This is a genomic window from Nocardia sp. CDC153, assembly GCF_035818515.1.
Lineage (GTDB): Bacteria > Actinomycetota > Actinomycetes > Mycobacteriales > Mycobacteriaceae > Nocardia.
Map to the genome: position 1 here is coordinate 140384 of NZ_JAYKYU010000004.1, position 26339 is coordinate 166722.

The following is a 26339-nucleotide window of genomic DNA, read 5'->3' on the forward strand; positions in this document are numbered from 1 at the left end:
TCACCGCACACCAGCGTGTACATCTCATCTGCGACCACCAATCCTCCATAGCCGGACCGCACTGACGGACGGGGCTAATTCATGGGCAGGAATCGACTGACAAGATCACTAACGGCTGATCCTAACCACGCGTAACCAGTCAGAACCCGCTTAAAGGCGACAATTCAGTCACGGTCCGGGCTAAATCAGCTGATGTCGTAAGCGGGCCAGGGCGGGGGTGTGGCGGCGGGCGAAGAGGTCGGCGGTGTGTTCGGCGTCGGTGGTTCGGAGGGTGGGGGCGGGGCGTTTGCCGGAGCGGTGGTCGTGGATGTGGTGGCCTAGTTCGTGGAGGAGGACGTGGAGCATGAAGTCGCGCATAGGCATGTCCTCTAGGGGGCTGGTGCGCCAGTGGGGTTGTTCGTACAAGCGGATCAGGCCGGGGTAGCGGGTTTGGCCGTAGAGTTCTCTTGCGCCGCGGGCGGACTCCTGTTGGCGCAATTCGATGCGGCGGACGCGGTAGGTGCCTAGGGGGCCGAGTTCGGTCAGTAGCGCTCGGATGTCGCTCGGGGTGGCCGGGTGGATGTGGCCTGGGCGTGGGGCGGTGACTCGGATCGGCACCGAGCCGCGGGTTCTGCGGGCCGCCCGGATCTCGTAGGGTTCGGTTCGCCAGCTTCTGCTCATTGTTCGTCACTCTCGACCTCGTGGACCTCGCTGACAACCGAATATCGGTTGTCAGTGGTGGGAGAGGCGGCGGAAAGAGATTGCGGCGCAGGTGAAGCCGATTGCCGCCAGGAGGGTGCACCAGGCGATGGCGGGGAGGGTGCGGGAGGTGGCGGTGTTGTCGAGGAGGGAGCGGATGGTGTCGACCACGGGGGTGGCGGGTTGGTGGTCGGCTATGCCTCGGAGCCAGGTGGGCATGGTCGAGGTGGGGACGAAGGCGCTGCTCACGTAGGGGATGAAGGTGATGGCGTAGGTCAGGCCGCCTGCGGCTTCGGGGTTGGAGGCGGCCATGCCCAGGGCTACCGCTATGGCGGTGATCGCTATGACGAACAGGCAGATGAGGGCTGTTGCGGCGAGCCAGGCGAGGGGGCCGGAGGTGGGGCGGTAGCCGAGGGCTACGGCTACGGTGACCGCGATGGCTATGGCGGCCATGGTGCGGGTGACGCCCTCGGTGACGTGGCCCGCGGCGAGGGCCTGGCGGTACATGGGGAGGGTGCGGAAGCGGTCCACGCTGCCCTTGGTCATGTCGGTGCAGACGCTGGTGGCGGTAATGGAGGCGCCGAAACCGGTGCACAGCAGCATGATTCCGGGGACCACGTAGTTGAGGTAGGGGCCGCCGACCTCGATGGCGCCGCCGAAGACGTAGGTGAACAGGAGCATGACCAGGATGGGCATGGTCAGGGAGATGACGAGGGTGTCGGTGCTGCGCACGGTGCGGCGGGCGCAGCGGCGGAACATCACCAGGGTGTCGGGGATGAGGTAGCGGGCCGCGGCCAGGGTGGGGGAGGTCACCGGGCGGCGGCCTCGATCAGGTCGGCGGCGCGTTCGGCGGTGCCGGTCGTGCGCAGGGTGGTGGCGAATCGCTGGACGCGCGTGCGGCTTTCGGCGGTGAGCAGTGGGGCGAGTTTCGCTTGCAGACGCTCGGCGCTAAGGCTGGTGAAAGGCAGATGCGCACCCACACCGAGCTTTTCGACCTGACCACCCCACATGGGCTGTTCGAAGGACACCGAGCACACCACCGTCGGCAGACCCGCCCGCAGGCTCTCGAACAGGGTGCCGATACCGCCGTGATGGACGGCCGCGGCGCAGTGCGGGAAGATCTCGTCGTAGGCGAAGTTGGTGCTCGCCAGCTTGATTCGGTCGCCGGTGACGGTATTGGAGACGTCCAGATCACTCCAGCCCGCGTGCACGAGGGCGCGGATGCCGAGCCGGGTGGACACCTCCTCGACCATCGCGAAGACGCTGGACGCATCCTGGATCGGCATGCTGCCGAACCCGAAGAAGACAGGGGCGTCGCCGGATTGGATCCAGGCCAGCAACTCGTCGTGACTGCCGGACAGTTCGCCGACGGCCGCGCGGGTGTCGCGGTCGAGGGTGAGGAAACCGGTGAAGGGTCGACGCTCACCCCACTGCTCGCCGAGCCCGGGAACCAGTGCCGGATCATAGATTTGGATCTCGGGAACCCGCGCGCGAGCCAACGCCGCCGCCGGACTCGCATACGACTTGGGCAGCCCGAGCGTGCCGCGCAGCTGATTGAGGTAGCGCATGAACACCACCCGCCGCAGATTCTCCGCAAGCGTCCACGTCGCCCGATTCACCGGCCCCGGCGGATTCCAGTGCGCCGGAAGCAATCCCGGAAACGGATACACACTGTTCATCCGGCACGGATAATAGTGCAGGCTGACCAGCGGCACCCCCATGGCCTCCGCGATCGACGATGCCCGATCCTCGGTGACCGTGGTCGCCACGATCAGCTCCGCCTTCGAGCACACCTCGATGACCTCGCGGTTCATCCGTTCGGCGTACTCGGCCATCTGCTTGCCCACCAACTGCATCAGCCGCAGCGTATTCCCGGCCGCCAGAGCCCGCTGGCCCTCCTCGGAGCTGTACAGCTGCTGTACATCCGGTCCGCAGGACTGCGCGGGAAGTCCTGCGGCGGTGACGAAGTCGACCAGATTCGGCGGCGCGCCCACGTGCACCTCGTGGCCGCGTCGCCGCAACTCGACGCCGAGGCCCACGATCGGGTGGACATCGCCGCGAGTTCCGGTGAGCGGTATCGCGATGCGCATGCGGCCTCTTTCGACACAGATGGTGGGACCAATAGACACTGGTGGCCGCCACGGCCGAAGTCCAGACGGAGGAAATGTGGGCATTTCACAGCGGGGCGCGCGTGAGTAGGGTTCCGCTGATGCACATTGCGATGTTCGTGGACTACCACCCGGCCTCGCTCGGCGGGGTGCAGACCGCCGTCACGGCGCTGCGCCGTGGGCTCGAACGGGCAGGTCACCGCGTCACCCTGTTCGTCGCACCCGACAACGGTGCCGCGCCGGACCCGGATATCGTTGCCCTGCACCCGCTTTCGATTCCGGCGGTCAACGGCTTCGAGGTGGTGGCGCCCACCCGCCGCAATGACGAGCTCATCGACGCCGAGTTCGCCGCTCGCGGACCGGTCGACATCGTGCACACCCAGTCCACCTACGGCGTGGCCATCGCGGGCATGAAAGCCGCACGCCGACACCGCATCCCGCTCGTCCACACCGCGCAGAGTCGCGATGACGCCTTCATCGAACTCACCTCACCGGCCCCCTACGCGACCGCCCTGGCGCTGCGACTCCTCCACGGCCGCTACGTGCCCCACACCCACCACATGCCCCACCGCCAGGAGGAATCGGCCGCGGCCCGCCACGCCTGGTGGACGGTCAGCGGCCAAGCCCAAACCGCGGACCAGGTGATCGCCCCCACCCGGCATTTCGCGGACCTGCTTCTCGCCCACGGCGTGACCCGCCCGATCACGGTGGTTTCCAACGGCGTAGACGATGCCCTGCTCGACGGCCGCGGCGAGATGAAGCGCCCCGACGACGGCCCGCTCCGGCTGATTTGGTGCGGACGACTCTCGGCGGAAAAGCGCCTGCTCGAATCGATCGAAGCGGTCCGCCGCACCGAAAACTGCGAACTCGACATCTACGGCGACGGCGACCTCCACGGCGCTGCCGTGGGAAAGATCGTCGAACGCCGCCTGGGCGACCGAATCCGCCTGCACGGCCGGGTATCCCAGTCCGACTGCCTGGACGCCATGGCCACCGCCGACGCTCTCCTCTTCCCTTCCCACGGCTTCGACACCCAGGGCATGGTGCTGCTCGAAGCACTGGCCATGGGCCTGCCGGTCGTTTATAGCGACCCGGCCCTCGCCGAGTCGATCCCCGCGGGCGTGCTGGCCGCCGACGCCTCGGTCGGGGCCCTGGCGGAAACCCTCGCCAAACTGGCCGCCGACCGCTCGATCCTGTCCGCCCTGCGGGCCAACCTCGCCGGACACACCGAGGACGTTCGCCAATCCCGTCAGATCGCCAAGGTTCTGGAGGTATACACGCAGGCGCAGGCGCGATTCCTGGACGATTCCCCGACCGCGACGGCCTTCCCGACCGCGATGCCGCGCACGCTGGCCGAGATCCCGACCGCACCCGGCAGAGTGCCCGTGCTCGGGCACAGCCTGCGGGCGCTCACCGATGCACCGGGCTTCGTCACATCGCTGCCCGCGCTGGGACCGATAGTGCGGGTGCGTTTCGGGCGGCAGACCGGATACGTGTTGACGACTCCCGATCTCTTGCGTGAAGTCAACCTCAGTGATGCGGAGTTCGAGCGGGAGGACTTGCGGGAGGCGATCGCCGATATCGCGGGTGGAGCGGTCAATGTGTTGCGGGGGCCGGAACACCGGTTGCGGCGGCGGATGATCTCGCCCGCCCTGCGGCAGAGTCGACTCGCCGAATATGCCGAGGCTGCCGCCGATATCGCGAACGGCTGGGCCGCGGGGCTGCCGACGGGCCAACGCGTGGACCTGATGGACGAGGCACACGGACTGGTGCTCGATACCGTGTCGGCGACGCTGTTCACCGCCGATTTCGGCGACAGCGCCCGGCGTGAGATCCGAGACAGCGTGCCGTGGTTGCTGAGTCAGGTGATCGTGCGCACCGCGCTGCCCCCGCAGCTGCGGAAGCTGCGGGTCATCGCCAACTACCGGTGGCGGAGCAAGGCCCGGCACCTGCGGGACGCGGTGGGGGCCGTGGTCGCCGAATACCGCAGGCGCGATGAGGATTTCAACGATGTGGTGTCGGCGCTGATCCGGCACACCGACGGCGAGACCGGAGAGCGGCTCTCCGACGACCACATCATCGACGAGGCCATTCTCATGTTGGCCGGCGGCGTGGGATCGATGGCGTCGCTGACCGGCTGGCTGTGGCACGAGGTGAGCCTGCGGCCCGACATCGCCGAGAAGCTCTACGCGGAACTGGATTCCGTGGTGGGGACCGATGATGTGCGGCCCGAGCACCTGGCGTCCATGCCGTACCTGAAACAGGTGGTGTCCGAGACCATCCGCTTCTGGGGCCCATGGATCAGCGCCGCCAACGCCAGCGCCGACCTCCCCATCGGCGAGGTCACCATCCCCGCAGGCTCGGCAATCATGTTCAGCCCCTACATGGTTCAGCACGATCCACGCTGGTTCGCCCACCCCGAGACCTTCGACCCCGACCGCTGGAACGCCGAGAACGCCGCCGACACCGCCAAGAAGGCCATGATCTCCTTCGGCGTCGGCCGCCGCCGCTGCCTCGGCGACCACTTCGCCATGCTCGAGATCGCCCTCGCCTCGGCGGCCCTGCTGTCCCGCTGGCGGCTGACGCCCGACCCGAAGCATCGGGTCCGGGCGTCCAACCGCGACTTCGTCCTGTCCCCGAACGCCCTGCCGGTCACCCTGAGGCGACGCTGACCAACCGTCAGCCCAGCAGCACCGGCAGCTCCTGTAGCGAGTGGATGAGGGTGCTGGGGTGCCAGGTCAGGGCCGCGTCGCGGGGAGCCAGGCGGAGGTTCGGGAAGCGAGAGAGCAGGGCGGAGAAGGCCACTCGGGCCTCGATGCGGGCCAGGGGCGCGCCGACGCAGAAGTGGATGCCGTGGCCGAAGGCGATATGGCCCGACGTATCACGGGTGATATCGAGAGTGTCCGGATTCGGGTAGCGGTCCTCGTCGCGGTTGGCGGCGATGAGTGCGATGAAGACGAATTCTCCGGCCGGGATGTCGACCCCGGCAATGGTGACGGGTTCGGACGTGTACCGGATGGTGCTGATGTTCACCGGCCCGTCGAAGCGCAGGAACTCCTCGACGGCCGTGGGGATCAGCTCGGGCTCGGCGCGCAGGGCCCGCCACTGGTCGGGATTGCGGAGCAGGGCCAGGGTGCCGTTGGCGATCAGGTTGACGGTGGTGTCGTGCCCGGCGACCAGCAGCAGGAACGCCATGCCGACCTGTTCGGTCTCGGTGAGCGCGTCGCCGTCGTCGGCGGGAACGGCCAAGGCGGAGAGCAGATCCGCGGTCGGGCGCTCGGCCTTCTCCCGCACCAGCCGGGTCAGGTAGTCCCCCATCGCCCGCGTCGCGGACTCCCGTTCCTCCTCCACCCCGGCCACCGCGACCAGCGCCTTGGTCCAGGCCTGGAAGTTCGCGCGGTCGGCGAGCGGGACGCCGAGCAGTTCGCAGATCACGGTGATCGGCAGCGGTTCGGCGAAGTCGCGCAGCAGGTCCGCCTCGTCGCGGCCGTCGAGGGCGTCGAGCAGCGCGGCCGCGATCTCCTCGATCCGCGGCGTCAACTCGGCCACCCGGCGCGGGGTGAAGGCCCGCATGATCAGCTTGCGCAGCCGGGTGTGGTCGGGCGGATCGATATTGAGCATATTGTTGAACAGCACCAGATCCCGCGGATCCGGGTGCGGCAGACCGCGTTTGTCGGCGAGCAGGCTGTTGGTCGCCAGGTAGTTCTTGGACAGCCGCGGATCGTTGAGCGCGGCGCGGCCCGCGGCGTAGTCGAGGATGACCCAGCGCACGATCCCGTCCGGGTAGCGGACCCGGCGCACCGGGCCGTGCTCGCGCCAGCGGCGGTAATGGGAATGCGGATCGGCGAAGAAATCCGGCCCGATGGACTCGATTCGGTCCGGGGCTTCGATGTCGGCCATAACGCGACACTATCCGATGTAATCGCTTGCGGCGAGGAACGATTCATCACACGGCATTCTCGATCGCCCGATCGGAGCTGGGAATGGAATGGCCTGCGGCCAACCGCAATTCACCGGGGACTGGTCGAATTCGGCTGACACCGCCAGGCTAGGGAGGACGAATCCATGACCAGCACACACGTGAACGGCGAGGCCCAGATCGACGCGACGGTCGCGTCCCGCGTCGAGGAACTGACCACGGTCTTCCAGCGGGGCCTCGACGAGAAGCTGGGAGTCGGTGCCTCGCTGGGCATTCGCCTCGACCAGGCGGGCGACGGCTACACCCGCTACTACCTGGACCCGAACCCGGCCACCATCAATGCCATGTTCACCGTGCACGGCGGCGTGATCGCCACCCTCATGGACACCGCCATGGGCAGCGCGGTCTTCACCAAGCTGGGCGACAACACCGCCTACACCACCCTGGAATTGAAGGTGAACTTCATTCGCTCGGTGGGGATCGACGGCAGCCGCCTGACCTGCGAGGCGAATGCCGTGCACGTCGGCCGCCGCACCGCCACCGCGGAGGGGCGCATCACCGACGCGAACGGCAAGCTGATCGCGCACGGCTCCACCACGATTCTGGTGCTGGGCCCGCAGGGCTGACAGTCCCCCGCAGGACTGAGAGTCCAACGAAAGCGCCCGGTTCCTTTCGGAACCGGGCTCTTCGGCGGCTGGTGGCTCAGGCCAGCGCGCGGCACTGGCCGATGAATTCCGCCAGTTCGCCCATGCGGTCGGTGCGTGCGTCGACGGCGCGGTCGAGGACCTTCAGCAGATGCTCGTAGGCGGCGGTGTGGTCGTAGTCGGCGACATCGGCGATGCGCAGCGCCCACCGCCAGTAGCCGCGCATCGTATCGGCCAGGGGCATGCGGAAGTTCGCGATCACGTCGCGGATCGGCTCCACCACGTCATCGCCCTGCACCCGCAGGTACCGGCTCACCACATCGGCCATGAAGCTGAAATGCCGTGCCTCGTCGCGCGCCAACCGCGACAGCACCGCCGCCAGCACGGGATCGCCCGACACGTCCCGCAACTGGTGGTAGTACATCTGGGTCGCCTTCTCCTGCACCAGCGCGTAGGTGAAGAACTGCACCGGATGCTCGTAGGGCAGATCGAACGGCTTCTGCCCCTCGATCGCCAATTCCGTGCGCAGCGACTCCCGTTCGGCGATGCCGGAGGCCACCTGATAGTGATTCAACGCTCGCGCGTGCGTGTCCTCTTCGAGCGCCCACCGCACCGTGAAGTGGTAGAGCTCGCGATTGTGGATGAACGCGGGCAGCTCGACGCTGTCGTCGACCGGGAAGAACCGTTGGTAGACATCGAAATACCCGGGCAGATGATCCTCGATGAAGGTCACGAACCGCACCGCCGACCGCTGCCCGTCGGTGAGCCGCCCTGCGTCGGCGGCCGCCCAGTCGAAGGCGGTCTCCACATCCCAGGCCCGGGCGGCGGGTGAGGCGGCCAGAAATCCGTCCACCGCCGCCACCAGTTCGTTCACCGGTAGCAGCGACTGTTCCATCGTCATGTCAGCCTCCCGACCGTCAGCGCGCCTTGCGGCAGCCGAGCGCGTAATGCTTTGTGGTGTAGCCCCATCCGGCATTGGCGACCTCGAGGTAGTGCCGCAGCTTGGCGGCCATCCCCGGCTGGCGGGCGTCGATGGCATCGGCGGCGGCGTCGACATTGGCGATCCAGTCCTCGATGGTGCGCCGATACTGATCGGTGAGATCGTCGACCGAGGTGATGGAGAACCCGGCGTCCTCGGCGGCAGTGACCAGCTCCGACAGCGGGCGCAGCGAACCCCAGCCGAAGATGTCGTTGCGCACGAACTCGGTGCCCGCGCGGTCGTCGAAGGCCTTGCGCGCGGCGGCATTACGGAAGCAGCTCTCCGAGACGTACAGCGAACCGCCCCGGCGCAGCACCGCACGTGCCCGCCGGAACACCAGATCCAGATCCGGCATGTGCACGATCGACCCGAGCATGGTCACCGCGTCCTGACTGCCCGCGGGCAGCTCCATCTCCTCGAAATGCCCCACCCGCGTGTGTACTTGGCGTGAGACGCCGCGTTCGGCGGCCTGTGCCGCGATGTACTCGTGCTGCCGCGGCGCGGGACTGATCCCGAGGGTGTCGCACCCGTACTCCTGCGCCATGAACAGGATCAGCGACCCCCACCCGCAGCCGATGTCGAGCAGTCGCTCACCGCCATTGATCCCCAGCCGCTTGGCCACGAACCGCAGCTTGTTGCGTTGCGCGAGTTCCAAAGTCTCGCAGCCCGTGTCGTACAGCGCGGAACTGTACTTGCGCAGCGGATCCAGGAATTGGCCGAAGATCTCCGGATCGAGATCGTAGTGCTGATTGGTGTCGGCGGTGGTGCTCACGCCGCCTCCCGCAGCGCCTTGTCCACGACCGCGGCGACCTCGGCCAGGGTCGCGGTGCCGAAGACGTCCTCGTCCTCGAGCTCGATGTCGTAGGTGCGCTCGATGCGGGCGATCATGCGCAGCACGCGCACCGAATCCACCCCGGCCATGCCGCGCAGATCGGCGTCGGGGGTCAGCGTCGATTCCGGCAGTCCGGTCTCGGCGGCGGCGATCTCGGTGACGGTGCGCAGAATGTCGTTCGTGCTCATGGGTGAACTCCGTTCGGGGACAGGGCGGTTGCCGGGGTGAGGGCCTGGGCGAGCAGGGCGACCTCGTCGTCGCGCAGGGATAGCTGATGGCGCACCGCGTCGAGGGCGAAGGGCTGATAGGTGGCGGCCGAGGCGGCGCACACCGCGTCCTCGGCATCGCGGATCTCGGCCGACGCCCGAATGAGGCCGTCCGGACCGGAGTCGGAAAGCTCTGCCACGCAGCTGTATTCGCGGTCGATCAGCAGCGGGGTGAGGAAGCGGGTGCGCTGGGAGACGGTGAAGGCGGGCACGTGCCGGGCCAGCACGATGAGATTGCCCATCACCTCGTCGCAGATGACGCCGGTGAGTCCGCCGTGCACGATGCCCGGATACGACTCGAAGGACCGGTCGAGGCGGAACCGGGCCCGCAACCCGTCACCGTGCGGGGTGAACGACAGCCGCAGGCCGGACGGATTGTGCGGGGAGCAGCCGAAGCAGTGGTAGTCGGGGATGACCGACCACGGCACGCGCACGGCGGCCGGATCGGCGGGCGCTGACACGGGGTCGGATTTCGTGGACACGGTTTGCGGCCTAGGCGATGGCCTCGGCCAGCGCGCGGCGGACCTTGGCATTGCTGGACAGATCCAGGCCGGTCATGGCTCCGAAGGTGCGGCGCACCTTGTCGTGCAGCACCTCCAATTCGCCATCGGCGGCGACTTTTTCGAGGAACAGCTCGAATCCGGTGTCGATGGTCTCGTGATCGCCCAGCTCGGCGATCCCGGCCTTGAACGTGCTCACCGGATGCTTGATCTTGGCCTCGGAGCTGTACACGTACAGCGTCTCGAGCACCGACGGCAACTCCTCGGGCCGCCGCTCCAGCCGTCCCGTCGCGTAGTGGATGAACTCGCGGGCGTGCCCGGCCTCGTCGCGACTCGCGTTGAGCAGCAACTGTTTCAGCACCGGTTCCTCGACCCACGCCGACACCGCGCGATACACGTGATTGACCGTCAGCTCGGAAATGATGTTGGTCGCGAGCGTCGCCGACGGCGTGGTGCCCGGCGCGTACGGCTCACGCATGGCGTCGACCGCCCGGTCCTGGACGTCCTCGCCGATGGCGCGCAGCCAGGTGCGGAAGGCGTAGTGGTGCTGGACCTCCTGATAGCCCCACACCACCGCGAAGGTGGAGAAGTCGTAGTCGTCGACGAACTCGGCCAGGAAGCCGTGCACGGCGGCGATGACATTGGATTCGCCCATGGCCGCGCTCTTGGCCAGGGTGACGTACTCGGGGCGGACCAGGTCCTTGTCGACCGAGTCGACGTCGAGTTCGCTCAGCTTCCAGTGCAGGCGCTCGTAGTGGCGGAAGACGTCATAACTGTGCACGGGATACTCCAATGAGGTCGCGGGCGGCCAGGCGGCGCAGCTTGCCGCTGCTGGTGCGGGGAATGGTGCGTGGCGGAACGAGGTGGACATCGACCGCGGCCAAGCCGAGGTCGGCGGCAATGCGGTCCTTGATGGCGCGGGTGAGCGCGTCGGCGGCCGCACCCTCGCATTCGGTTTCGGCGATGACGGCGATGACGTCCGCGCCGTCGGGGTCCGCGGCGGCGGTGCAGCGGCCCTTGTAGATGCCGTCGAGATCGGCGACCGCCGCCTCGACGTCCTGGGCGTAGTGATTGACGCCGCGCACGGTGATCATGTCCTTGCAGCGACCGGTCACGAAAAGCTCACCGGTACGCAGATATCCGAGGTCGCCGGTACGCAGCCAGCCGTCGACGAAGCGATCGGCCACCGAGTCGGAGTCGGCCGTCAGGTAGCCCTCGGTCACGGACGCGCCGCGAATGAGGATCTCGCCGACGTGACCGTCGGGCAGGTCGATGCCGCCGTCGGTGGACACCACGCGCAGCTCCAGGCCATCCACCGCCGCCCCGACACCGGCCACCGCCCGCGCCCACGACAGTTCGGGCGAAATCGGCTCGGCGACACCGGCATCCGCCAGCAGCGGCCGGTCGACCCATTCGAACACCGGCTCGCGGCCGAGCGGCGGGAAGGCGACGGCCAGGGTGGCCTCGGCCATTCCGTACACCCCGAACATGCTGGTGGGCGCGAACCCGGCGGGGGCGAACCGTTCCAGGAACCGGGAGACCACCTCCTGCGAAATCGGTTCCGCGCCATTGAAAGCGATGCGCCAGTGCCGCAGATCGAACTCCGCGACCTGCTCGGGGTCGACCGCGGCCAGCAGTGCCTCGTAGCCGAAACTCGGCATGGCGGTGATGGTGGTCCCGCTGGCGGCGAATTCGCGCAGCCAACGCGCGGGATCCTTCACGAACGACAGCGGCGACCACAGGTGCGAGGGAATGCCGCGCAGGATGGCCGACAGCGTGCCGAACAGGCCCATATCGTGGAACAGCGGGAGCCAGAAACCGCCCTGATCGTCGAAGTCGAGGGCGATGCCGCGGCGAATGGCGGCCAGTCCGGCCAGTACCTGACGATGGGTCAGGCGCACGCCCTTGGGTAATGCCGTGCTGCCCGAGGTGAACTGCACGACGGCGAGGTCGTCGGGCTCGGGGTGCGGCAACTCGACGGCCGGTGCGGCCTCCGTAAGTGGTGCGGTGGCTGCCTCGGTAAGTGGTGCGGTGGCTGCCTCGGTAAGTGGTGCGGTGGCTGCCTCGGTAAGTCGTGAGGTGCCTGGCTCGGTAAGTAGTGCAGTGTCCACGAATTCGACATCCACGCTGCCGTGCAACAGCGGCACCAGTTCCGCGAAGGTCGAGGACACCAGTACTGTCCGCATCCCCGCCGCCGCGGTAATGGCCGCCAACTGCTGCGGATACCCACCGGCCCGGCGCGTACTCGCGGGCAAGGGCAGGGGAGTGGCGGCACCGCCCGCCGCGGCCACCGCGAAGAAGCTCACCAGGAATTCCGGCGCGTTCGGGCACAGAATGCCGACCGGCTCGCCACGGCCGATACCGCGCCGCACCAGCTCCGCCGCTGCGACCAGGGAAAGCCGGTACAACTCGGCGTATTCCAGGCGCTGCCCGGTCGACCAGAAGGTCGTGGCGACCGTCGGATGGGCGGCCGCGATATCGGCCAGCCGATCCGGCAGTGTGCCTTGCGAATTCGTGGAATCCATGACGATCACGACAACAGCGAATTGTGTCCGCGCGCTGAACGCCTTGTTAATCGTGGGCGGTGATAAGCAGCGTCGATCGCCCAATTATCGTGCCCGATAAAGCGATACGGCGATCGGACGATAGACGTCGGCAATGGCCGGACGGCGCAGGTCGGCGGCCCGTGAGGATGAATGCCGAAATCGGTCCGCACAATTCAGGAGTCGCCGGTGAGTTCCGATCCCGCGGTCGCGGAAATTACCCGGGTGCAGCAGGCGGTCATCGAGAGCATCGCGCCGCAGTTCCGGCACAACCCCTACGACAGCTACGAGATCCTGCGCACCGCCGGGCCATTCGTGCCCGGACCGCACGACACCCACCTGGTGACCCGCCACGCCGAGGCGCAGGCCATTCTGATCGATCCGCGCTGGAGCCACGCCGAGGAACCGGACCTGCTGCACGGCGACAGCGACGTGGAGCTGCCCGGCTCGTTCCTGTGGATGGAGCCGCCGGACCACACCCGGCTGCGCGGACTGGTCGGCAAGGCATTCACCTCGCGGACGGTGACCGCGCTGCAGACTCGCGCCGAACAGCTGGTCGACGAGCTGCTGACCGCGATCCTGGCCGAGCGCGAGGTGGATCTGCTGGAGGCTCTGGCCTATCCGGTGCCGCTCACCCTCATCTGCGAAATGCTGGGCGTGCCCGCCGAAGCGCACGCGCAGGTGCGGGCCATGTCGGCTGGAATTGCCCGCGGACTCGACCCGGACGTGCTGCTCAGTCCGGAAGAACTGGCCGCGCGGACGGCCGCCGTGCACGAATTCACCGAGTTCTTCGGCGATCTCGTCGAACAGCGGCGCAAGAACCCGCAGGCCGACGTGATCACGGCCTTGGTGCAAGCCGAGGAAGCCGGTGTGCGGCTGACCCACACCGAGCTCATCGGCACGCTGCTCATCCTGGTCGTCGCCGGACACGAGACCTCGGTCAACCTGATCGGCAACGGAGTCCTGGCCCTCATTCGCGAGCCGGGTGAATTCCAGCGGCTGCGTACCGATCCCGACCTGGCCGGACCGGCCGTGGACGAGGTCCTGCGCTACGACGCGCCCGTGCACCTCACCACCCGTACCGCCCGCGCCGAAATCACCGTCGGCGAACGAACTTTCGCGCCCGGGGAGGCTGTGATCGTGCTGCTGGGCTCCGCCAACCGCGACCCGGCGGCCTTCCCCGACGCCGACCGCTTCGACCTGACCCGCTACCTGCCCGGGCATCGCGCCGAACGGCATCTGTCCTTCGGGCTGGGGCTGCACTACTGCCTGGGCGCGCCCCTGGCCCGCCTGGAAATGCGAACGATATTGCACGCCTTCGGAACTCGCGTCACCGACCTGAACCTGCTGGCCGAACCGCCGTACCGGCCCAATGTGGTCGTGCGCGGCATGTCCGAATTGCGTGTCCGAGTGGAGGGCCGATGAGCACCGCCGTACCCGAGATCACCTTCGACGCCTTCGACGACGACCACCGCGCCGACCCCTATCCGGCCTATCGGCGGGTGCGCGACGCCGCGGCGCTGTTTCCCTACGAACTCGACGGCGTGCCGGTCACTCTCGTGACCCGCTACGAGGAATGCGCGGCCGTGCTCACCGGCTCGGACTGGGGTCACGGCTATGCGGCCGGAATCAGCCCCTTCCGCGACACCACCGCCGCCATCCCGGGCTCGTTCGTGCGCATGGACCCGCCCGAGCACGGCCGCTACCGCAAGCTGGTGGCCAAGGCCTTCACCCCGCGCATGGTCGCCGACCTCGCACCCGTCGCCGGACGGGTGGTGGACGAACTGGTCGACACCGCCCTCGCGCGCGGCGGGTTCGACGTCCTCGAGGATCTGGCGGTGCCGCTGGCCGTCGCCATGATTCCGGTGCGGCTGCTCGGCGCGGACCCCGCCGACGGGGCGCGATTCCGGGAGTGGCAGTTGGCCATTGCCCGCGGCAGCGACCCGGACTCCCTGCTCGACGAGGCGGCGGTGTCCGCGCGGACCGAGGCGGCACTGGCGTGCATGGGGTACTTCGGTGAACTCGTCGCGCGACGCAAACGCGAGCCCGGGACCGACCTACTCAGCCAGCTGACCGTCGGCGCGGACGGCGAATCGCTGACCGAGGCCGAGGTCATCGGCATGTCGCTACTGCTGTTGGTGGCGGGCATGGAAACCTCCATCAACCTCATCGGCAACGGCCTGCTCGCCCTGCTGCGCCATCCCGACCAGCTCGAAACCCTCCGCGCACGACCCGAACTCGTCGAACCCGCCCTCGACGAAATGCTCCGCTACGACGCCCCCACCCAGTTCACCATCCGCGTCGCCCTCAACGACACCGTCATCGGCGACCACGAATTCAAGCGCGGCGACGGCGTAGTCGTCCTCACCGCCTCCGCCAGCCGCGACGACCGAGTCTTCCCCAACGCCGACCACTTCGACATCACCCGCTACGCCGGCCCCCGCCCCGCCCGCAAACACCTCGGCTTCAGCCTCGGCATCCACTATTGCGTCGGCGCACCCCTGGCCCGAATCGAAGCCGCAGCGGCGGTGCGCGCCCTGCTCGACCGTGCGCCCGCCCTGCGCCTGGACACCGATACCATCGAATATCGTCCCAGCCTGATCCACCGCGGCGTGCTGTCCTTGCCGGTGAAGGTATGAGCCCGGCGGACCGCCACGCCCTCGTCATCGGCGCGGGCATCGCGGGCCTGCTCGCGGCGCGGGTGCTTGCTGAATTCTGTACGCGGGTCACGATTCTCGAACGTGACACCGGTGACGCGGGCGAGGTGCGCCGTGGCGTGGGGCAGGGGCGGCATCTGCACGGGCTGCTCGACCGTGGTCGCGCCATCATCGAGGAGTTGTACCCCGGGTATACCGACGATTTGGTTGCCGCGGGTGCGCGCACCACCGAGGTGCTCGTTGGAACCCGCTGGTATATCGGCGGTTCGCGGCTGCGGGCCACGCCGACCGGACTCACCTCGGTCATCGCCACGCGGCCCCTGCTCGAATCCGTGCTGCGCCGCCGCACCCTCGAACTGCCGAATGTGGTGTTGCGCGAGGGAATCACTGTGCGCGGGCTGATCGGGGACGCCGAGCGAATCACCGGCGTGCGAATGTCGGCGCGTCGCGGGCGGTATCCGGACATCGATCTCGGAGCTGCCGGGGACGACCTCGCGGTCGACGAGGGCGCGCGGCCGAACAGGCGCGCCGAGGTGGCCGACCCGGCCGATATCGAGGTCGTCGGCTGTGATCTGGTCGTCGACGCGAGCGGGCGCGGGTCGCGAATTTGCGAGTGGTTGCGGACGATCGGTGCGGAGACGCCCGAGGAGGAGCGGCTGGAGGTGGATCTCGGGTATGCCTCGCGGCTGTACCGGCATCGCGACGGGCTGCTGGACGGGCACGCCTCGGTGATCATCTCGACCGGTGCGGACGGCCACGGCGGCGGCGCGGTGCATGTCGAGAGCGACCGCTGGCTGGTCACGCTCGCGGGGATGATGGGCGACCATCCGCCCACCGATCCCGCCGGATTTCAGGCCTATGCCGCGACCCTGCCCGCGTCCGACATCCACGAGATCATCACCGCCGCCGACCCCCTCGGCGACGCGGTGCCCTACCGGTTCCGGTCATCGGTGCGCCGCCGCTTCGACCGGCAGCCCGCCGTGCCCGCCGGTCTGGTGGTGCTCGGCGACGCCCAGTGCGCGTTCAACCCCCTCTACGCCCAGGGCATGACCGTGGCGGCACTGCAGGCGGCCGCCCTGCGCGAATGTCTACGGACCGGCCTGCCTTTCGCGGAGTTGCCCGCTCGGTTCTACGCGGCCGCGAGCGCGGCGACCGCCACCGCCTGGCAGCTCGCCGCCGCCTCCGACCTGCGGCATCGCGCCGTCGTGGGCCGGCGGGACCTGCGCACCACACTCACCAACGCCTATGTGGCGCAGGCGCATCGCGCCGCCCACCGCGACGCGCTGGTGGCACGCACCTTCATGCGGGTCGCCCATCTCGTCGATCCGCCCGCCGCGCTGACCAGTCCGGCGATGGCGGGCCGAATCATGTTGCGCGGCAATGGGGCCGCGATCACCCTGTCAGCCCACCACTGAAAACAGGAGGACCACCATGGTCGCCCCAGAGGTGAATACCGCGGCCGAGCACCAGGATCCGGCCGTGCTGGCCGCCCTGGCCCAGCTGTTCGGGCCCGACGGCCGCTCCGATCCCTACGCCCCCGCCAAGGTCCTGCGTGATGCCGGGCCGATCCATCTGACCCCGCTCGGGCATCACGTGTTGACCCGCTACGAGGATTGCGCCGCGGTGCTGTCCACCACCGCGTGGAGTCATGCGGAGGAGGCGGGCATGATGCATCCGACCGTCGCTCCCGAGGAAGCGCCCGAGGAACTGCCCACCTCCTTCCTGTGGATGGAGCCGCCGGACCACACGCGGCTGCGCAACCTGGTCACCAAGGGCTTCACCCCGCGCATGGTGACCCGATTGCGGCCGCGCATCGAGGAACTCGCCGAACAGCTCGTGGATCAGGCGCTCGAAGCGGGCGAATTCGATCTGGTCGAGACCATCGCGTATCCGCTGCCGCTGATCATCGCCTGCGAACTCATCGGGGTGCCCGAGGAGGCCTACGAGCAGGTGCATCAGTGGTCGCAGGATCTCGCGCGCGGATTCGACCACGACTACACGCTGCCGCCGGAGTGCCTGACGGCGCGCAGCGCGGCCTCACGCGGCTTCATGGGCTACTTCCGGGAACTGCTCAACCAGCGGCGCACCGATCCGAAAGACGATCTGCTGAGCGCGCTCTCGCTGGTCGAGGACCGCGGCGACGTGCTCACCGAACAGGAACTGCTGGCCACCTGCATCACCACCTTCGTGGCCGGGCACGAGACCACCGCCAACCTCGTCGGCACCGGCATGCTGCGCCTGCTGCGCGCCCCCGATCAGGTGCAGGCCCTGCGCGACCGGCCCGAGCTGACCGCCTCGGCTCCCGACGAACTGCTGCGGCTGGAACCCTCCGTTCAGATCACCACCCGCGCCGCCACCCGACCGATCACCGTGGCCGGGCACGACTTCCAGACCGGCGACGGCGTCGTCGTGCTCATCAACTCCGCCAACCACGACGAGCGCGTCTTCCCCGACCCTGACCGCACCGACGTGGCCCGCTACTCCGATCCCATGAACCCGGCCAAGAAACACCTCGGCTTCAGCCTCGGCATCCACTACTGCCTCGGCGCGCCCCTGGCGCTGCTCGAGATGGAGGTGCTGCTCGACGTCCTGCTGCGCAAAGTCTCTGCCATGGAACTGCTTTCGGAAAACCCGCCGTTCAAGCCCAACGTGGTGATCCGCGGCCTCGAATCCCTGCGGGTGGGATTCAAACCTGCCTGAGACCGTCGGCCGTGTACCCCCAGGCGATGTAAAAGATTCTGTACATCGTGTCGGGTTTGCTTTACATTGGGCGCATGCCCTTCGAGGAGAAGCGAACCTGGATCCTGGGTGTCGCGGCCGCCGTCTCGTATGTGATTTACCTGGTCGTGGTGCTCGTTCGAGCCCACGGCCAGGCCCTCACCTCGGTATCCTTCGCCGCGCCACTGCTGTGGACGGTCGGCGGCTCGATCCTGGTCTCCATCCTCGGCAGCATCCTGGTTGCCATCACCTCCCGTGAGGGAGACCGAAAAGATCAGCGGGACAGGGAGATCGACCTGCGCGGCGCGCAGATCGGCGGCGCGTTCACCGCGCTCGGCGCGGGCGGCGGGCTGCTGCTCACCCTCGCGGACGCGGATCGCTTCTGGATCGCGAACGCCCTCTACCTCGGCTTCACCCTCGGCGCGATGGTCAGCGCCGCCGCCAAACTCGTCGCCTACCGGCGGGGGCTGTGGCCATGGTGAAACCGACCAAGGTGAGCAATAACATTCGCGCGCTGCGCTTCTCGCACGGTGAGATGACACAGGCCGAGCTGGCCGACCGGCTCGGGGTGACCCGGCAGACCGTCATCGCCATCGAACAGGGCAAATACTCGCCATCCTTGGAGATGGCGTTCCAGATCGCCCGGGTGTTCCGTGCACCGCTGGACGAGGTCTTCGAGTATCCGGAAGAAGATGAGCCATGAAGGCTATCGCGCAAGAGGTCTACGGCGGCACGGATGTGCTGTCCTACACCGACATTCCCCGCCCCGAGGTGGGGCAGGACGGGGTGCTGATCCGGGTCCGCGCCGCGGGGGTGGATCCCAGCGTCTGGCATTTCATGACCGGCGAACCGCTGGTCGCGCGCCTGGCCCTCGGGCTACGGCGGCCGCGGGAGCGGGTGCGCGGGTGGGACGTGTCCGGGATTGTCGAGGAGGTCGGGCCGCGGGTGAGTGAATTCCGGCCCGGTGACGAGGTTTTCGGCACGGTGTCCGGCTCGTTCGCCGAATTCGCGTGCGCGCCCGCGCTGAAGCTGGCGCACAAGCCCGAGAAGTTGAGCTTCGAACAAGCTGCGGCGCTGCCGATCTCGGGCATGACGGCGCTCAATGGTTTGCGCGACTCCGGGCACATCGAAGCCGGACAACACGTGTTGATCATCGGCGCGGCCGGGGGAGTCGGTCACCTCGCGGTGCAACTGGCCAAGCATTACGGCGCGGAGGTGACCGGCGTGTGCTCGGGTGACTCCGCCGAGTTCGTCCGGGATCTCGGCGCGGATCACATCATCGACTACACCGCCGAGAAGCTCACCGGCCGTTACGATCTCATCTTCGACATGGCCGGGAACCGGCCCCTGCCGCTGTTGCGCTCCCTGCTCGCCGACTCCGGCACGCTGGTGCTCGGCGGCGGGGAGGGCGGTGGTCGATTCTTCGGTGGGCTCGGCCGTTCGGTGCGCGCCCAGCTGCTCTCACCGTTCACTCGGCAACGCCTGCGCTCGCTGCTCTCGCTGCCCAAACCCGAAACCCTGCGCACCCTGGCCGAACTCGCCACCGCCGGTGCGCTGACCCCGCGCATCACCCGCACCTACACCCTGCCGGAGGCGGCGGTGGCCATCGCGAATCTGGGTTCGGGTGGCGCCCGCGGCAAGTCGGTCATCGTTGTCGGCTGACCCCCGAAACGCCTGAATCCCTCCGCCGCGAGTGCGGCGAAGGGATTCGCGAAATCGTCGTGCGTCGGGACTTACCAGGGGATCGGGCCGGAGGAGCCCGAGGTGAGCCAGGACCAGGTCGCGTTGACATGGGTCAGGATGACGTTGACGACTTCAATGACGGTAGAACCCATCGATAATTCCTCATGTTCGGGGTGGCTAACGTTGCGGAGCGTATCCGACCGGGTCCGAGAGCGAAACGGCATGGCGCAAAGGCGCATCCCCGAGGAAGGCCAGCAGGTCCGCGGTGAGACGCGCGCCGTGGGTCAGGTAGAGGCCGTGCGGGCCGTTCTCGTAGACGATCAGTTCGCTGTTCGGGAGCAGCTCGGCCTGGCGGCGGCCACCCATCTCCAGCGAGATTGAGGCGTCGCTGTCGCCGTGGATGATCAGGGTCGGGAGGGTGATTGCGGGCAGCTCCGCGCGGAAGTCGGTCTCCACCACCGCGCGATTGCACTCGATGGCGGCCTGCCGCGAGGTGTTGTAGATGGAGGCGAGGACGGCGTCGCGGGCCACCGTCGCGACATCGCAACCCGGCAGGCCCACACCGATATACGGGTCGCCGTTGTCGAGCAGCCAGGCGGCCAGACCGTGCCGCCACGAGGCGCGCAGTGCCTCGGCCACCTCACCCGGGACACCGTCGGGATTGTCGGGCGTCTGCAGGAGGAACGGCAGGGTGGCGGCGATCAGCGCGATGCGCTCGACTCTTTCGCTGCCATAGCGGGTCAGATAGCGCACGATCTCGCCGCCGCCCATGGAGTGCCCGACCAGCAGGGCGTCGTGCACATTCGCGTGATCGAGCACATCGGCCAGATCATCGGCGAGGGTGTCGAAGTCGTAGCCCAGACCCGGATCGTCCGAGCGGCCGTGGCCGCGGCGATCGATGGAGATCGCACGGAAGCCGTGCGCCACCAGATCTGCCATCACACCGCGCGGCTCATTGCTGTCCATGCCCCAGGCCGAACAGAACACCACCGGCCGCCCGGTGCCCCAGTCCCGGTAGAACAGCGAGGTGCCGGTGCGGGTTTCAACGAAAGGCATTGCGCCATCTCCTCATTCGGTCTCGAATCCGATGCGTTCGGAACGAGGAACAAGGTATGGGCGCTTCACTGACATCTAGTGTCAGTGGATTCGGGGAGAATTTCTGGCATGCGCGCCAGCCGTCTCATGTCGATCCTGCTGCTTCTGCAGACGCGCGAGCGCGTCACGGCGCAGGAGATCGCGGAACAGCTGGAGGTGTCGGTTCGGACTGTGTATCGGGATATGGAGTCGCTGTCGGCGGCCGGAATTCCGGTCTACGGCGATGCGGGCCACGACGGGGGCTACCGCCTGCTGGATGGATTTCGAGCCAAGCTCAATCTGCTGACCGCCGACGAGGCCGAATCCCTGTTCCTCGCGGGACTGCCCAGCGCCGCCTCGGATCTGGGGCTCGGGGCCATCGTGACCGCCGCCAACCTCAAGGTCATGTCCGCACTACCGCCGGAACTGCGCGACCGGGCGGGCCGGGTCGCCGAACGTTTCCATCTCGACGCGCCGGGCTGGTACTCCGAAACCGAGCCCACTCCGTTTCTGACGGCCGTCGCCAACGCGGTGTGGAACGAACAGGCCATTCGCTTCAACTACATCCGCTGGGCCACACCGCATCTGGTGACTCGCAGCGCCGAACCACTCGGACTGGTCCTGAAATCCGGCAACTGGTACCTGGTAGGTCACACCGACACCGGCATCCGCACCTACCGCATCTCGCGAATCATGGAACTCCAGGTACTCGACACCCCGGTCCACCGCCCACCCGACTTCGACCTGGCCGCCTACTGGACCGACTACCTCGAATCCTTCGACCAACGCCGCCACCGCGATTCGGCGGTAGTGCGCCTCGACGCCGCGACCTACGACGGCCTGACCGAACCTCTCGACCCCGCCACCGCAGTGGCTGCCCGCGCCGCCGCCGGTGAACCAGATGCGAACGGCTACCGCGAAGTCCGCCTGCCCATCGAATCCCTCGAGCGGGCCGTTCCGGATCTCCTGCGGCTCGGCGCGGGCGCGGAAGTCCTTGCCCCCGAGGAACTTCGCCAGCGCGTCGCGGCCGAGGCAGCGGCCATGGCTCGGCTCTACCGTGCGTGAGCGCCGGTCAGCCGAGTCCGAGATGGCGCGCCAGGATCGCCACCTGGTCGGCGAACCGCTCGAGAAACTCCGGTGAGCGCGGATCCTCGCCGCAGGTCGACTCCACAATGTGCGGCAGCGTGGTGGGTGCCATGGCCATGGCCATCAACATGACCGTCAGAACGGCCGGGTCGAGATCGGCCGGAAGGCGACCGGCCTGCTGCAGCGAGCGCAGTTCCTCGATGGTGTCGGCGAACTGGCCCGAATGCGACGGCGTCCCGGCCCCTGCGTATTCGAGACCGGCCCAGGCCAGCAGCCGCACGCCCGCCGGGTTGTGCAGCGCCTCCAGCGCATAGCGGCGCAGCTGCTCGGGCAAGGCCGTCTCCGCGGGTGCCAGCTCGCCCCGGCGCTGCTGCCACTGCTGTGAGATGGCCTGGTAGAGGCCCTCTTTGCCATCGAAGTAGTACGAGATCAGCTGCACGTTCACCCCGGCTCGGGCCGCGATCGCGCTGATCCGGGCACCGGCGTAGCCGTGTGCCCCGAACTCTTGCACCGCCGCGTCCAGGATCTGGGCGCGGGTGCGCTCGGGATCGCGCTGCCGCTCCTGCGGCTTGGGCGATCGGCGGGGGTTCGTCGCGGGCATGAAGGCGATCATACATCCATGTGGCTTTATCAAATGAATGATTGATTAATTCAAGAGAGCGATTGACAAGCTCGGTGTGGGCGGCGCACGCTGGGTAGCGCAGCTGCGACGACGTGATTGGAAACATCGAGGAGTATCGAAATGAAGGACAGCACAAGGGTTCTCATCGTCGGCGGCGGAGTCGGCGGTCTGACGCTCGCGCAAGCGCTGCACACCGCGGGGGTCGATGTCGTCGTCTATGAGCAGGACCCGACGCCGCAGACGCGCAATCAGGGCTATCGCATCCACATCGATCCGGACGGCAATGCCGCACTGGGGGAGTGCCTCGATCCGCAGGTCTTCGATGTGTTGCGTCGCTCCAGCAGCATCAATGGGGACCTGGTCACCACGTTCACGAGCGGACTCGAGCTGGTGTCCGCGCTCGAATTCCCGGGCATCCCCGAGAAGATGATCACGGCTGTGGACCGCAATGCGTTCCGGCGCGGGCTGCTCACCGGGTTGGACGAGGTCGTGCGATTCGGACGGACCGTATCGGACTATCGGATCACCGAATCCGGCCGAGTCCGGATCGAATTCGCCGAGGGTGGCGGCGATGAAGGCGACCTGCTGGTCGGCGCGGACGGCGTCGGATCGGTCATCCGGCGTCGACTGCTGCCGAACGCGGTGGTCGAGGACTTCGGTCTGCGCTGCATCTACGGCCGGATGACCCTCACGGGCCGTCTGGATCCCGACGAATTCAATCGCGGCCTGTGCTGGGTGACCGAGGGCAGTACGTGCGGAGCCGGATTCGGTCCCGTCGTCTTCCGCACACCCGAGGACGGACGACCCGACTATCTGATGGTCACCCTCTGCGCGACACCGTCCCGCCTCGGGGTGACCGACGATGAGCTGTTCGGCATGTCGGCGCAGGAGCTGTGGAAACTCTCGACCGACGTGGTCTCGGACTGGCACCCCGCGATTCGCGACATCTACGCGCACTCCGACATCGACAGCTTCTTCCCGATCACCTTCCGAATCAGCGCGCCGGTCGACAACTGGGGACCCGGCCCGGTCACCCTGCTCGGCGACGCGATCCACACCATGCCGCCCACCGCCGGTGCCGGGGCGAACACGGCATTGGCCGACGCCGCGAGCCTCGCGCGGGAAATCCTGTCCGCCACAAGGGGAGAGAAGTCCCTCACCGCAGCCGTCGCCGATTATCAGACCGTCATGCTCCCGCGCGGCCGAGCGGCCATCGACAACTCCCGGCGCATGGCCGCCCAGATGTTCGTCGACTGACCACCACCCGCCGCCGTCCCGGGACCGGGTTGCGATCACGGTGAGTCAATGCGGTGTGCGGAAAGCTTCCGATCGGTAGGTTCCCGGTCTTGTCTTTCCGTCCGACCCTGGAGAATCCACCGTGTCACGCTTGACCTCGGTCCTCACCGTGCCCGCGCTCGCCCTCGTCCTGCTGGCGACGGCCTGCTCCCAATCCGGCGGCGGCGCGACGGGACCGCAAGCGACGTCCACGGTTACGCAGGCGACCGGGCCCCGGCCCGCACCGTTCGACCACGGCGCGGTGCCGGTGGCGCTGGTGCGCCAGAGCGGGGCGGGCGACTACTTCGAACAGTGGGGCACCGGCGCGAAGGCGCAGGCCAAGGCGCTCGGCATCGATCTGTCGGTATACGACGCGCAGGCCGACAATGCCAAGCAGGCGACCGATCTGTCCACCGCGATCAACTCCGGTGTGCGGGCCATCATCGTGGACCACGGGTTTCCGGCGACGCTGGAACCGCTGATCGATCAGGCCGTCGACAAGGGCATCACGGTGGTGACCTACGACGTGGACACCACCAATGCGAAAGTCGTGACGACCAGCCAGAACGACGCCGATATCGCCAATGCCGCCATCGGCGCGCTGGCGACGGCCATCGGGAAGAACGCGCCGGTCGGCTATGTGAACGTCGCGGGATACGCGCCGCTGGATCGTCGGGATGCGGTGTGGCAGAAGGCACTCGGCGACAACGGCTGGACCCAGGCATTCAAGGTGGGGAAGGTGACCGACTCCACCGCCACCGACACCGTGCCGATGGTCAGCGCCGCGCTGACCCAGCACGGCGAGGTGAAGGGGATCTTCGCGCCCTACGACGAACTGGCCAAGGGCGCGACGTTGGCGGTGCAGAACAAGCGGCTCGGCGGCAGTGTGAAGGTGGTCGGGGCGGACATCTCGAATGCCGATATCCAGGCCATCACCGCGGCGGACAGCCCATGGGTGGCCACGGCCGGGACCGATCCGTCGGCCGTCGGCGCGGCGGTGGTCCGGACGGCCGCCCTGCAGCTGGCCGGACAGTTGGGAAAGCAGAGCGTGCAGTTTCCCGCCGTGGCGGTGACCCGGGATCTGCTGGTGTCCAAACAGATTCAGAATCTCGATCAGTTGCGCGCGGCCCTGCCCGCATTGGCGCTGGGGCAGGTCAGTGCGGCGGACTGGATTCCCGTTGTCGCTCACTGACTCCGGGGGAACCGCTGAGGTCGGTGCGTCCACGCCCGTCGTCGAGCTGGACGGGGTCGGGATGTCCTTCGGCGGGCGCAGTGTGCTCGACGGGGTCTCGCTGCAGCTCGCGGCGGGTCGCGTGGTCGCGCTGCTGGGTGCGAACGGGGCCGGGAAATCGACACTGATCAAGGTGCTCTCGGGTGTACACCCGGGGCACCGGGGCCGGATCCGTATCGACGGTGTTGTCGCGCACCTGCATTCGCCTGCCGCGGCCCGGGATCTGGGTATTCGTACGGTGCATCAGCACATTGCCGAGACCATCGTGCCCGGACTGTCGGTGGCGGAGAACCTCGTCTTCGAGGAGTTCGCGGCCAGACGGGGCGGCGTGCTGCTGAAAGGCTCGCGAATCCTGGCCCGGGCCAGGGAGATTCAGGCGGTGCTCGAACTGGACTGGGACGACCGCCTGCTGCGGCGCGATATCGGTGAGCTCGGCATCTCCGATCAGCAACTGCTGATTCTCGCCCGGGCCCTGGCCACACGGCCCCGACTGCTGATCCTCGACGAACCCACCTCGGCGCTGTCGGCGGCCGAGGCCCGGCGACTGTTCGCCATCGTCGAGCGGCTGCGCGATGCCGGGATCGCCATCCTCTACGTGTCGCACCGGCTGGGCGAAATCGATTCGCTCGCCGATGATCTGGTCGTCCTGCGTGAGGGCCGTATCAGGGATGTTCAGCAACGGCCCTTCGACTGGGACGCAGCGCTGGCGGCCATGCTGGCCACCGCGCACTCGGCGGCCACGCGGCGACCCGAGGACGCGGGGCCGCGCGGCGGTGAACCGGTGTTGTCGTTGCGCGGAGTGCCGCTGCGGGCCGGGCGGCGGCCACTGGATCTGGACCTGCGGGCCGGTGAGGTGACCGGTGTGGTCGGGCTGCTCGGCGCGGGCAAGACCGAACTGGCGCGTGGAGTGTTCGGTGCGGACCGGTTCGACGGCGGCTCGATGCTGTTGGACGGCAAGCCGTTTCGGCCCCGCCATCCGGCCGAGGCGATTCGGAGCGGAGTGCATTTGGTGCCCGAGGACCGGCACGCGGACGCGTTGATTCCGGGCTGGTCGATCGCGGAGAACCTCACCCTGCCGTTCCTGCGCACGGTGTCGAGTCGCTGGGGGTGGCTGGGGCACGGCCGGGAGGCCGCCGCGGGGCGTCGAGTGATCGACGAACTCGGGGTCGTCGCACGGGACGAGGACAGTCGCATCGAGGAACTCTCCGGTGGCAATCAACAGAAAGTGGTGGTCGGGCGCTGGCTGGCGCGCACGCCCCGGGTACTGGTGCTCGACGAACCCTTCCGGGGCGTCGATCTGGGCGCGCGCCGGGATATCGGGCGGCGGGCTCGCGCGTCGAGCGCCGAAGGCGGTGCGGTGCTGCTGTTGTCCGCCGATGTCGACGAGGTGCTCGAGGTCGCGGATCGGGTGATCGTGCTGGTCGACGGCGAAATCCGGCTCGACACCTACGATCCCGAGCCCGACCGCATCGTGCAGGCCCTGGCGGCGGTGTGACGTCATGTCGAATTCCGCTGCCCCACAGA

Annotated in this window: 25 protein-coding genes; 13 read left to right on the forward strand and 12 right to left on the reverse strand. The window is 68.1% G+C overall.

Features of this window, described 5'->3' with window-relative positions; genetic code table 11:
* Window positions 1-180: 180 nt before the first annotated feature.
* Genes VMT65_RS23145 through VMT65_RS23155 form a run of 3 tightly spaced genes read right to left on the reverse strand, consistent with a single transcriptional unit; the run spans window position 181 to window position 2768 of the window.
* Entirely contained in the window at window positions 181-660 is a 480-nt protein-coding gene (locus VMT65_RS23145) for a hypothetical protein (RefSeq protein WP_326310465.1), read from the reverse strand.
* 51 nt (window positions 661-711) lie between these two features.
* A complete protein-coding gene (locus tag VMT65_RS23150; protein WP_326310466.1) occupies window positions 712-1491 on the reverse strand; it encodes an ABC transporter permease in 780 nt (259 codons plus the stop codon).
* Window positions 1488-2768 carry a glycosyltransferase gene (locus tag VMT65_RS23155; protein ID WP_326310467.1) on the reverse strand — a complete coding sequence of 427 codons (1281 nt, stop codon included), beginning with the start codon at window positions 2766-2768 and terminating at the stop codon, window positions 1488-1490. The genes VMT65_RS23150 and VMT65_RS23155 overlap by 4 nt, the downstream gene beginning before the upstream one ends.
* Window positions 2769-2887: 119 nt before the next feature.
* Here VMT65_RS23155 and VMT65_RS23160 point away from each other — a divergent pair, with 119 nt between their 5' ends.
* Window positions 2888-5458: a cytochrome P450 gene (locus VMT65_RS23160; protein WP_326310468.1), complete on the forward strand. Its 2571-nt coding sequence runs from the start codon at window positions 2888-2890 to the stop codon at window positions 5456-5458.
* Window positions 5459-5465: 7 nt separating this feature from the next.
* Here VMT65_RS23160 and VMT65_RS23165 read toward each other — a convergent pair whose 3' ends face one another.
* Complete coding sequence (locus VMT65_RS23165; protein WP_326310469.1) at window positions 5466-6686, reverse strand: cytochrome P450 family protein; 1221 nt, start codon at window positions 6684-6686, stop codon at window positions 5466-5468.
* A gap of 165 nt (window positions 6687-6851) precedes the next feature.
* On the opposite strand from VMT65_RS23165, the gene VMT65_RS23170 reads away from it, so the two are divergent.
* A complete protein-coding gene (locus tag VMT65_RS23170; RefSeq protein WP_326310471.1) occupies window positions 6852-7331 on the forward strand; it encodes a PaaI family thioesterase in 480 nt (159 codons plus the stop codon).
* Window positions 7332-7407: 76 nt separating this feature from the next.
* On the opposite strand, the gene VMT65_RS23175 is transcribed toward VMT65_RS23170, so the two are convergent.
* The 6 genes from VMT65_RS23175 to VMT65_RS23200 are packed head-to-tail and all read right to left on the reverse strand — an operon-like array spanning window position 7408 to window position 12451.
* Entirely contained in the window at window positions 7408-8250 is an 843-nt protein-coding gene (locus VMT65_RS23175) for an acyl-ACP desaturase (RefSeq protein ID WP_326310472.1), read from the reverse strand.
* Window positions 8251-8266: 16 nt separating this feature from the next.
* Window positions 8267-9100: an SAM-dependent methyltransferase gene (locus tag VMT65_RS23180; protein ID WP_326310473.1), complete on the reverse strand. Its 834-nt coding sequence runs from the start codon at window positions 9098-9100 to the stop codon at window positions 8267-8269.
* The gene (locus tag VMT65_RS23185; RefSeq protein ID WP_326310475.1) at window positions 9097-9348 is read right to left on the reverse strand and encodes an acyl carrier protein; all 252 of its coding nucleotides are present in this window, start codon (window positions 9346-9348) and stop codon (window positions 9097-9099) included. The genes VMT65_RS23180 and VMT65_RS23185 overlap by 4 nt, the downstream gene beginning before the upstream one ends.
* Complete coding sequence (locus tag VMT65_RS23190; RefSeq protein ID WP_326310476.1) at window positions 9345-9908, reverse strand: PaaI family thioesterase; 564 nt, start codon at window positions 9906-9908, stop codon at window positions 9345-9347. Before VMT65_RS23190 ends, VMT65_RS23185 begins: the two co-directional genes overlap by 4 nt.
* A 10-nt stretch (window positions 9909-9918) precedes the next feature.
* The gene (locus tag VMT65_RS23195; protein ID WP_326310477.1) at window positions 9919-10707 is read right to left on the reverse strand and encodes a ferritin-like domain-containing protein; all 789 of its coding nucleotides are present in this window, start codon (window positions 10705-10707) and stop codon (window positions 9919-9921) included.
* Window positions 10694-12451, reverse strand: a complete 1758-nt coding sequence (locus VMT65_RS23200; protein ID WP_326310478.1) for an AMP-binding protein — start codon at window positions 12449-12451, stop codon at window positions 10694-10696. The genes VMT65_RS23195 and VMT65_RS23200 overlap by 14 nt, the downstream gene beginning before the upstream one ends.
* 207 nt (window positions 12452-12658) lie before the next feature.
* Here VMT65_RS23200 and VMT65_RS23205 point away from each other — a divergent pair, with 207 nt between their 5' ends.
* The 7 genes from VMT65_RS23205 (at window position 12659) to VMT65_RS23235 (ending at window position 19506) form a co-directional block, all read left to right on the forward strand.
* Window positions 12659-13894 (forward strand): cytochrome P450, encoded by a 1236-nt coding sequence (locus tag VMT65_RS23205; protein ID WP_326310479.1) that lies wholly within the window; start codon window positions 12659-12661, stop codon window positions 13892-13894.
* The gene (locus VMT65_RS23210; RefSeq protein ID WP_326310480.1) at window positions 13891-15108 is read left to right on the forward strand and encodes a cytochrome P450; all 1218 of its coding nucleotides are present in this window, start codon (window positions 13891-13893) and stop codon (window positions 15106-15108) included. Before VMT65_RS23205 ends, VMT65_RS23210 begins: the two co-directional genes overlap by 4 nt.
* Window positions 15105-16541: an NAD(P)/FAD-dependent oxidoreductase gene (locus VMT65_RS23215; RefSeq protein ID WP_326310481.1), complete on the forward strand. Its 1437-nt coding sequence runs from the start codon at window positions 15105-15107 to the stop codon at window positions 16539-16541. The genes VMT65_RS23210 and VMT65_RS23215 overlap by 4 nt, the downstream gene beginning before the upstream one ends.
* A gap of 16 nt (window positions 16542-16557) precedes the next feature.
* Window positions 16558-17826, forward strand: a complete 1269-nt coding sequence (locus VMT65_RS23220; protein ID WP_326310482.1) for a cytochrome P450 — start codon at window positions 16558-16560, stop codon at window positions 17824-17826.
* A 74-nt stretch (window positions 17827-17900) separates the two neighbouring features.
* Window positions 17901-18326 carry a hypothetical protein gene (locus VMT65_RS23225; RefSeq protein WP_326310483.1) on the forward strand — a complete coding sequence of 142 codons (426 nt, stop codon included), beginning with the start codon at window positions 17901-17903 and terminating at the stop codon, window positions 18324-18326.
* A gap of 11 nt (window positions 18327-18337) precedes the next feature.
* Window positions 18338-18547: a helix-turn-helix transcriptional regulator gene (locus VMT65_RS23230; RefSeq protein WP_442790295.1), complete on the forward strand. Its 210-nt coding sequence runs from the start codon at window positions 18338-18340 to the stop codon at window positions 18545-18547.
* Window positions 18544-19506 (forward strand): NAD(P)-dependent alcohol dehydrogenase, encoded by a 963-nt coding sequence (locus VMT65_RS23235; protein ID WP_326310485.1) that lies wholly within the window; start codon window positions 18544-18546, stop codon window positions 19504-19506. Before VMT65_RS23230 ends, VMT65_RS23235 begins: the two co-directional genes overlap by 4 nt.
* Before the next feature lie 198 nt (window positions 19507-19704).
* Here VMT65_RS23235 and VMT65_RS23240 read toward each other — a convergent pair whose 3' ends face one another.
* A complete protein-coding gene (locus VMT65_RS23240) occupies window positions 19705-20583 on the reverse strand; it encodes an alpha/beta fold hydrolase (protein ID WP_326310486.1) in 879 nt (292 codons plus the stop codon).
* 108 nt (window positions 20584-20691) lie between these two features.
* Here VMT65_RS23240 and VMT65_RS23245 point away from each other — a divergent pair, with 108 nt between their 5' ends.
* Window positions 20692-21666 (forward strand): helix-turn-helix transcriptional regulator, encoded by a 975-nt coding sequence (locus VMT65_RS23245; protein ID WP_326310487.1) that lies wholly within the window; start codon window positions 20692-20694, stop codon window positions 21664-21666.
* A 7-nt stretch (window positions 21667-21673) separates the two neighbouring features.
* Here the strand turns inward: VMT65_RS23245 and VMT65_RS23250 are convergent, their stop codons facing one another.
* Complete coding sequence (locus VMT65_RS23250) at window positions 21674-22288, reverse strand: TetR/AcrR family transcriptional regulator (protein WP_326310488.1); 615 nt, start codon at window positions 22286-22288, stop codon at window positions 21674-21676.
* 141 nt (window positions 22289-22429) lie between these two features.
* Here VMT65_RS23250 and VMT65_RS23255 point away from each other — a divergent pair, with 141 nt between their 5' ends.
* From VMT65_RS23255 to VMT65_RS23265, 3 genes are all read left to right on the forward strand, one after another.
* Window positions 22430-23566: an FAD-dependent oxidoreductase gene (locus tag VMT65_RS23255; RefSeq protein WP_326310489.1), complete on the forward strand. Its 1137-nt coding sequence runs from the start codon at window positions 22430-22432 to the stop codon at window positions 23564-23566.
* Window positions 23567-23687: 121 nt separating this feature from the next.
* On the forward strand, window positions 23688-24776 hold the full coding sequence (locus VMT65_RS23260; RefSeq protein WP_326310490.1) for a substrate-binding domain-containing protein: 1089 nt from the start codon (window positions 23688-23690) through the stop codon (window positions 24774-24776).
* Window positions 24763-26310: a sugar ABC transporter ATP-binding protein gene (locus tag VMT65_RS23265; RefSeq protein WP_326310491.1), complete on the forward strand. Its 1548-nt coding sequence runs from the start codon at window positions 24763-24765 to the stop codon at window positions 26308-26310. The genes VMT65_RS23260 and VMT65_RS23265 overlap by 14 nt, the downstream gene beginning before the upstream one ends.
* Window positions 26311-26339 lie beyond the last annotated feature (29 nt).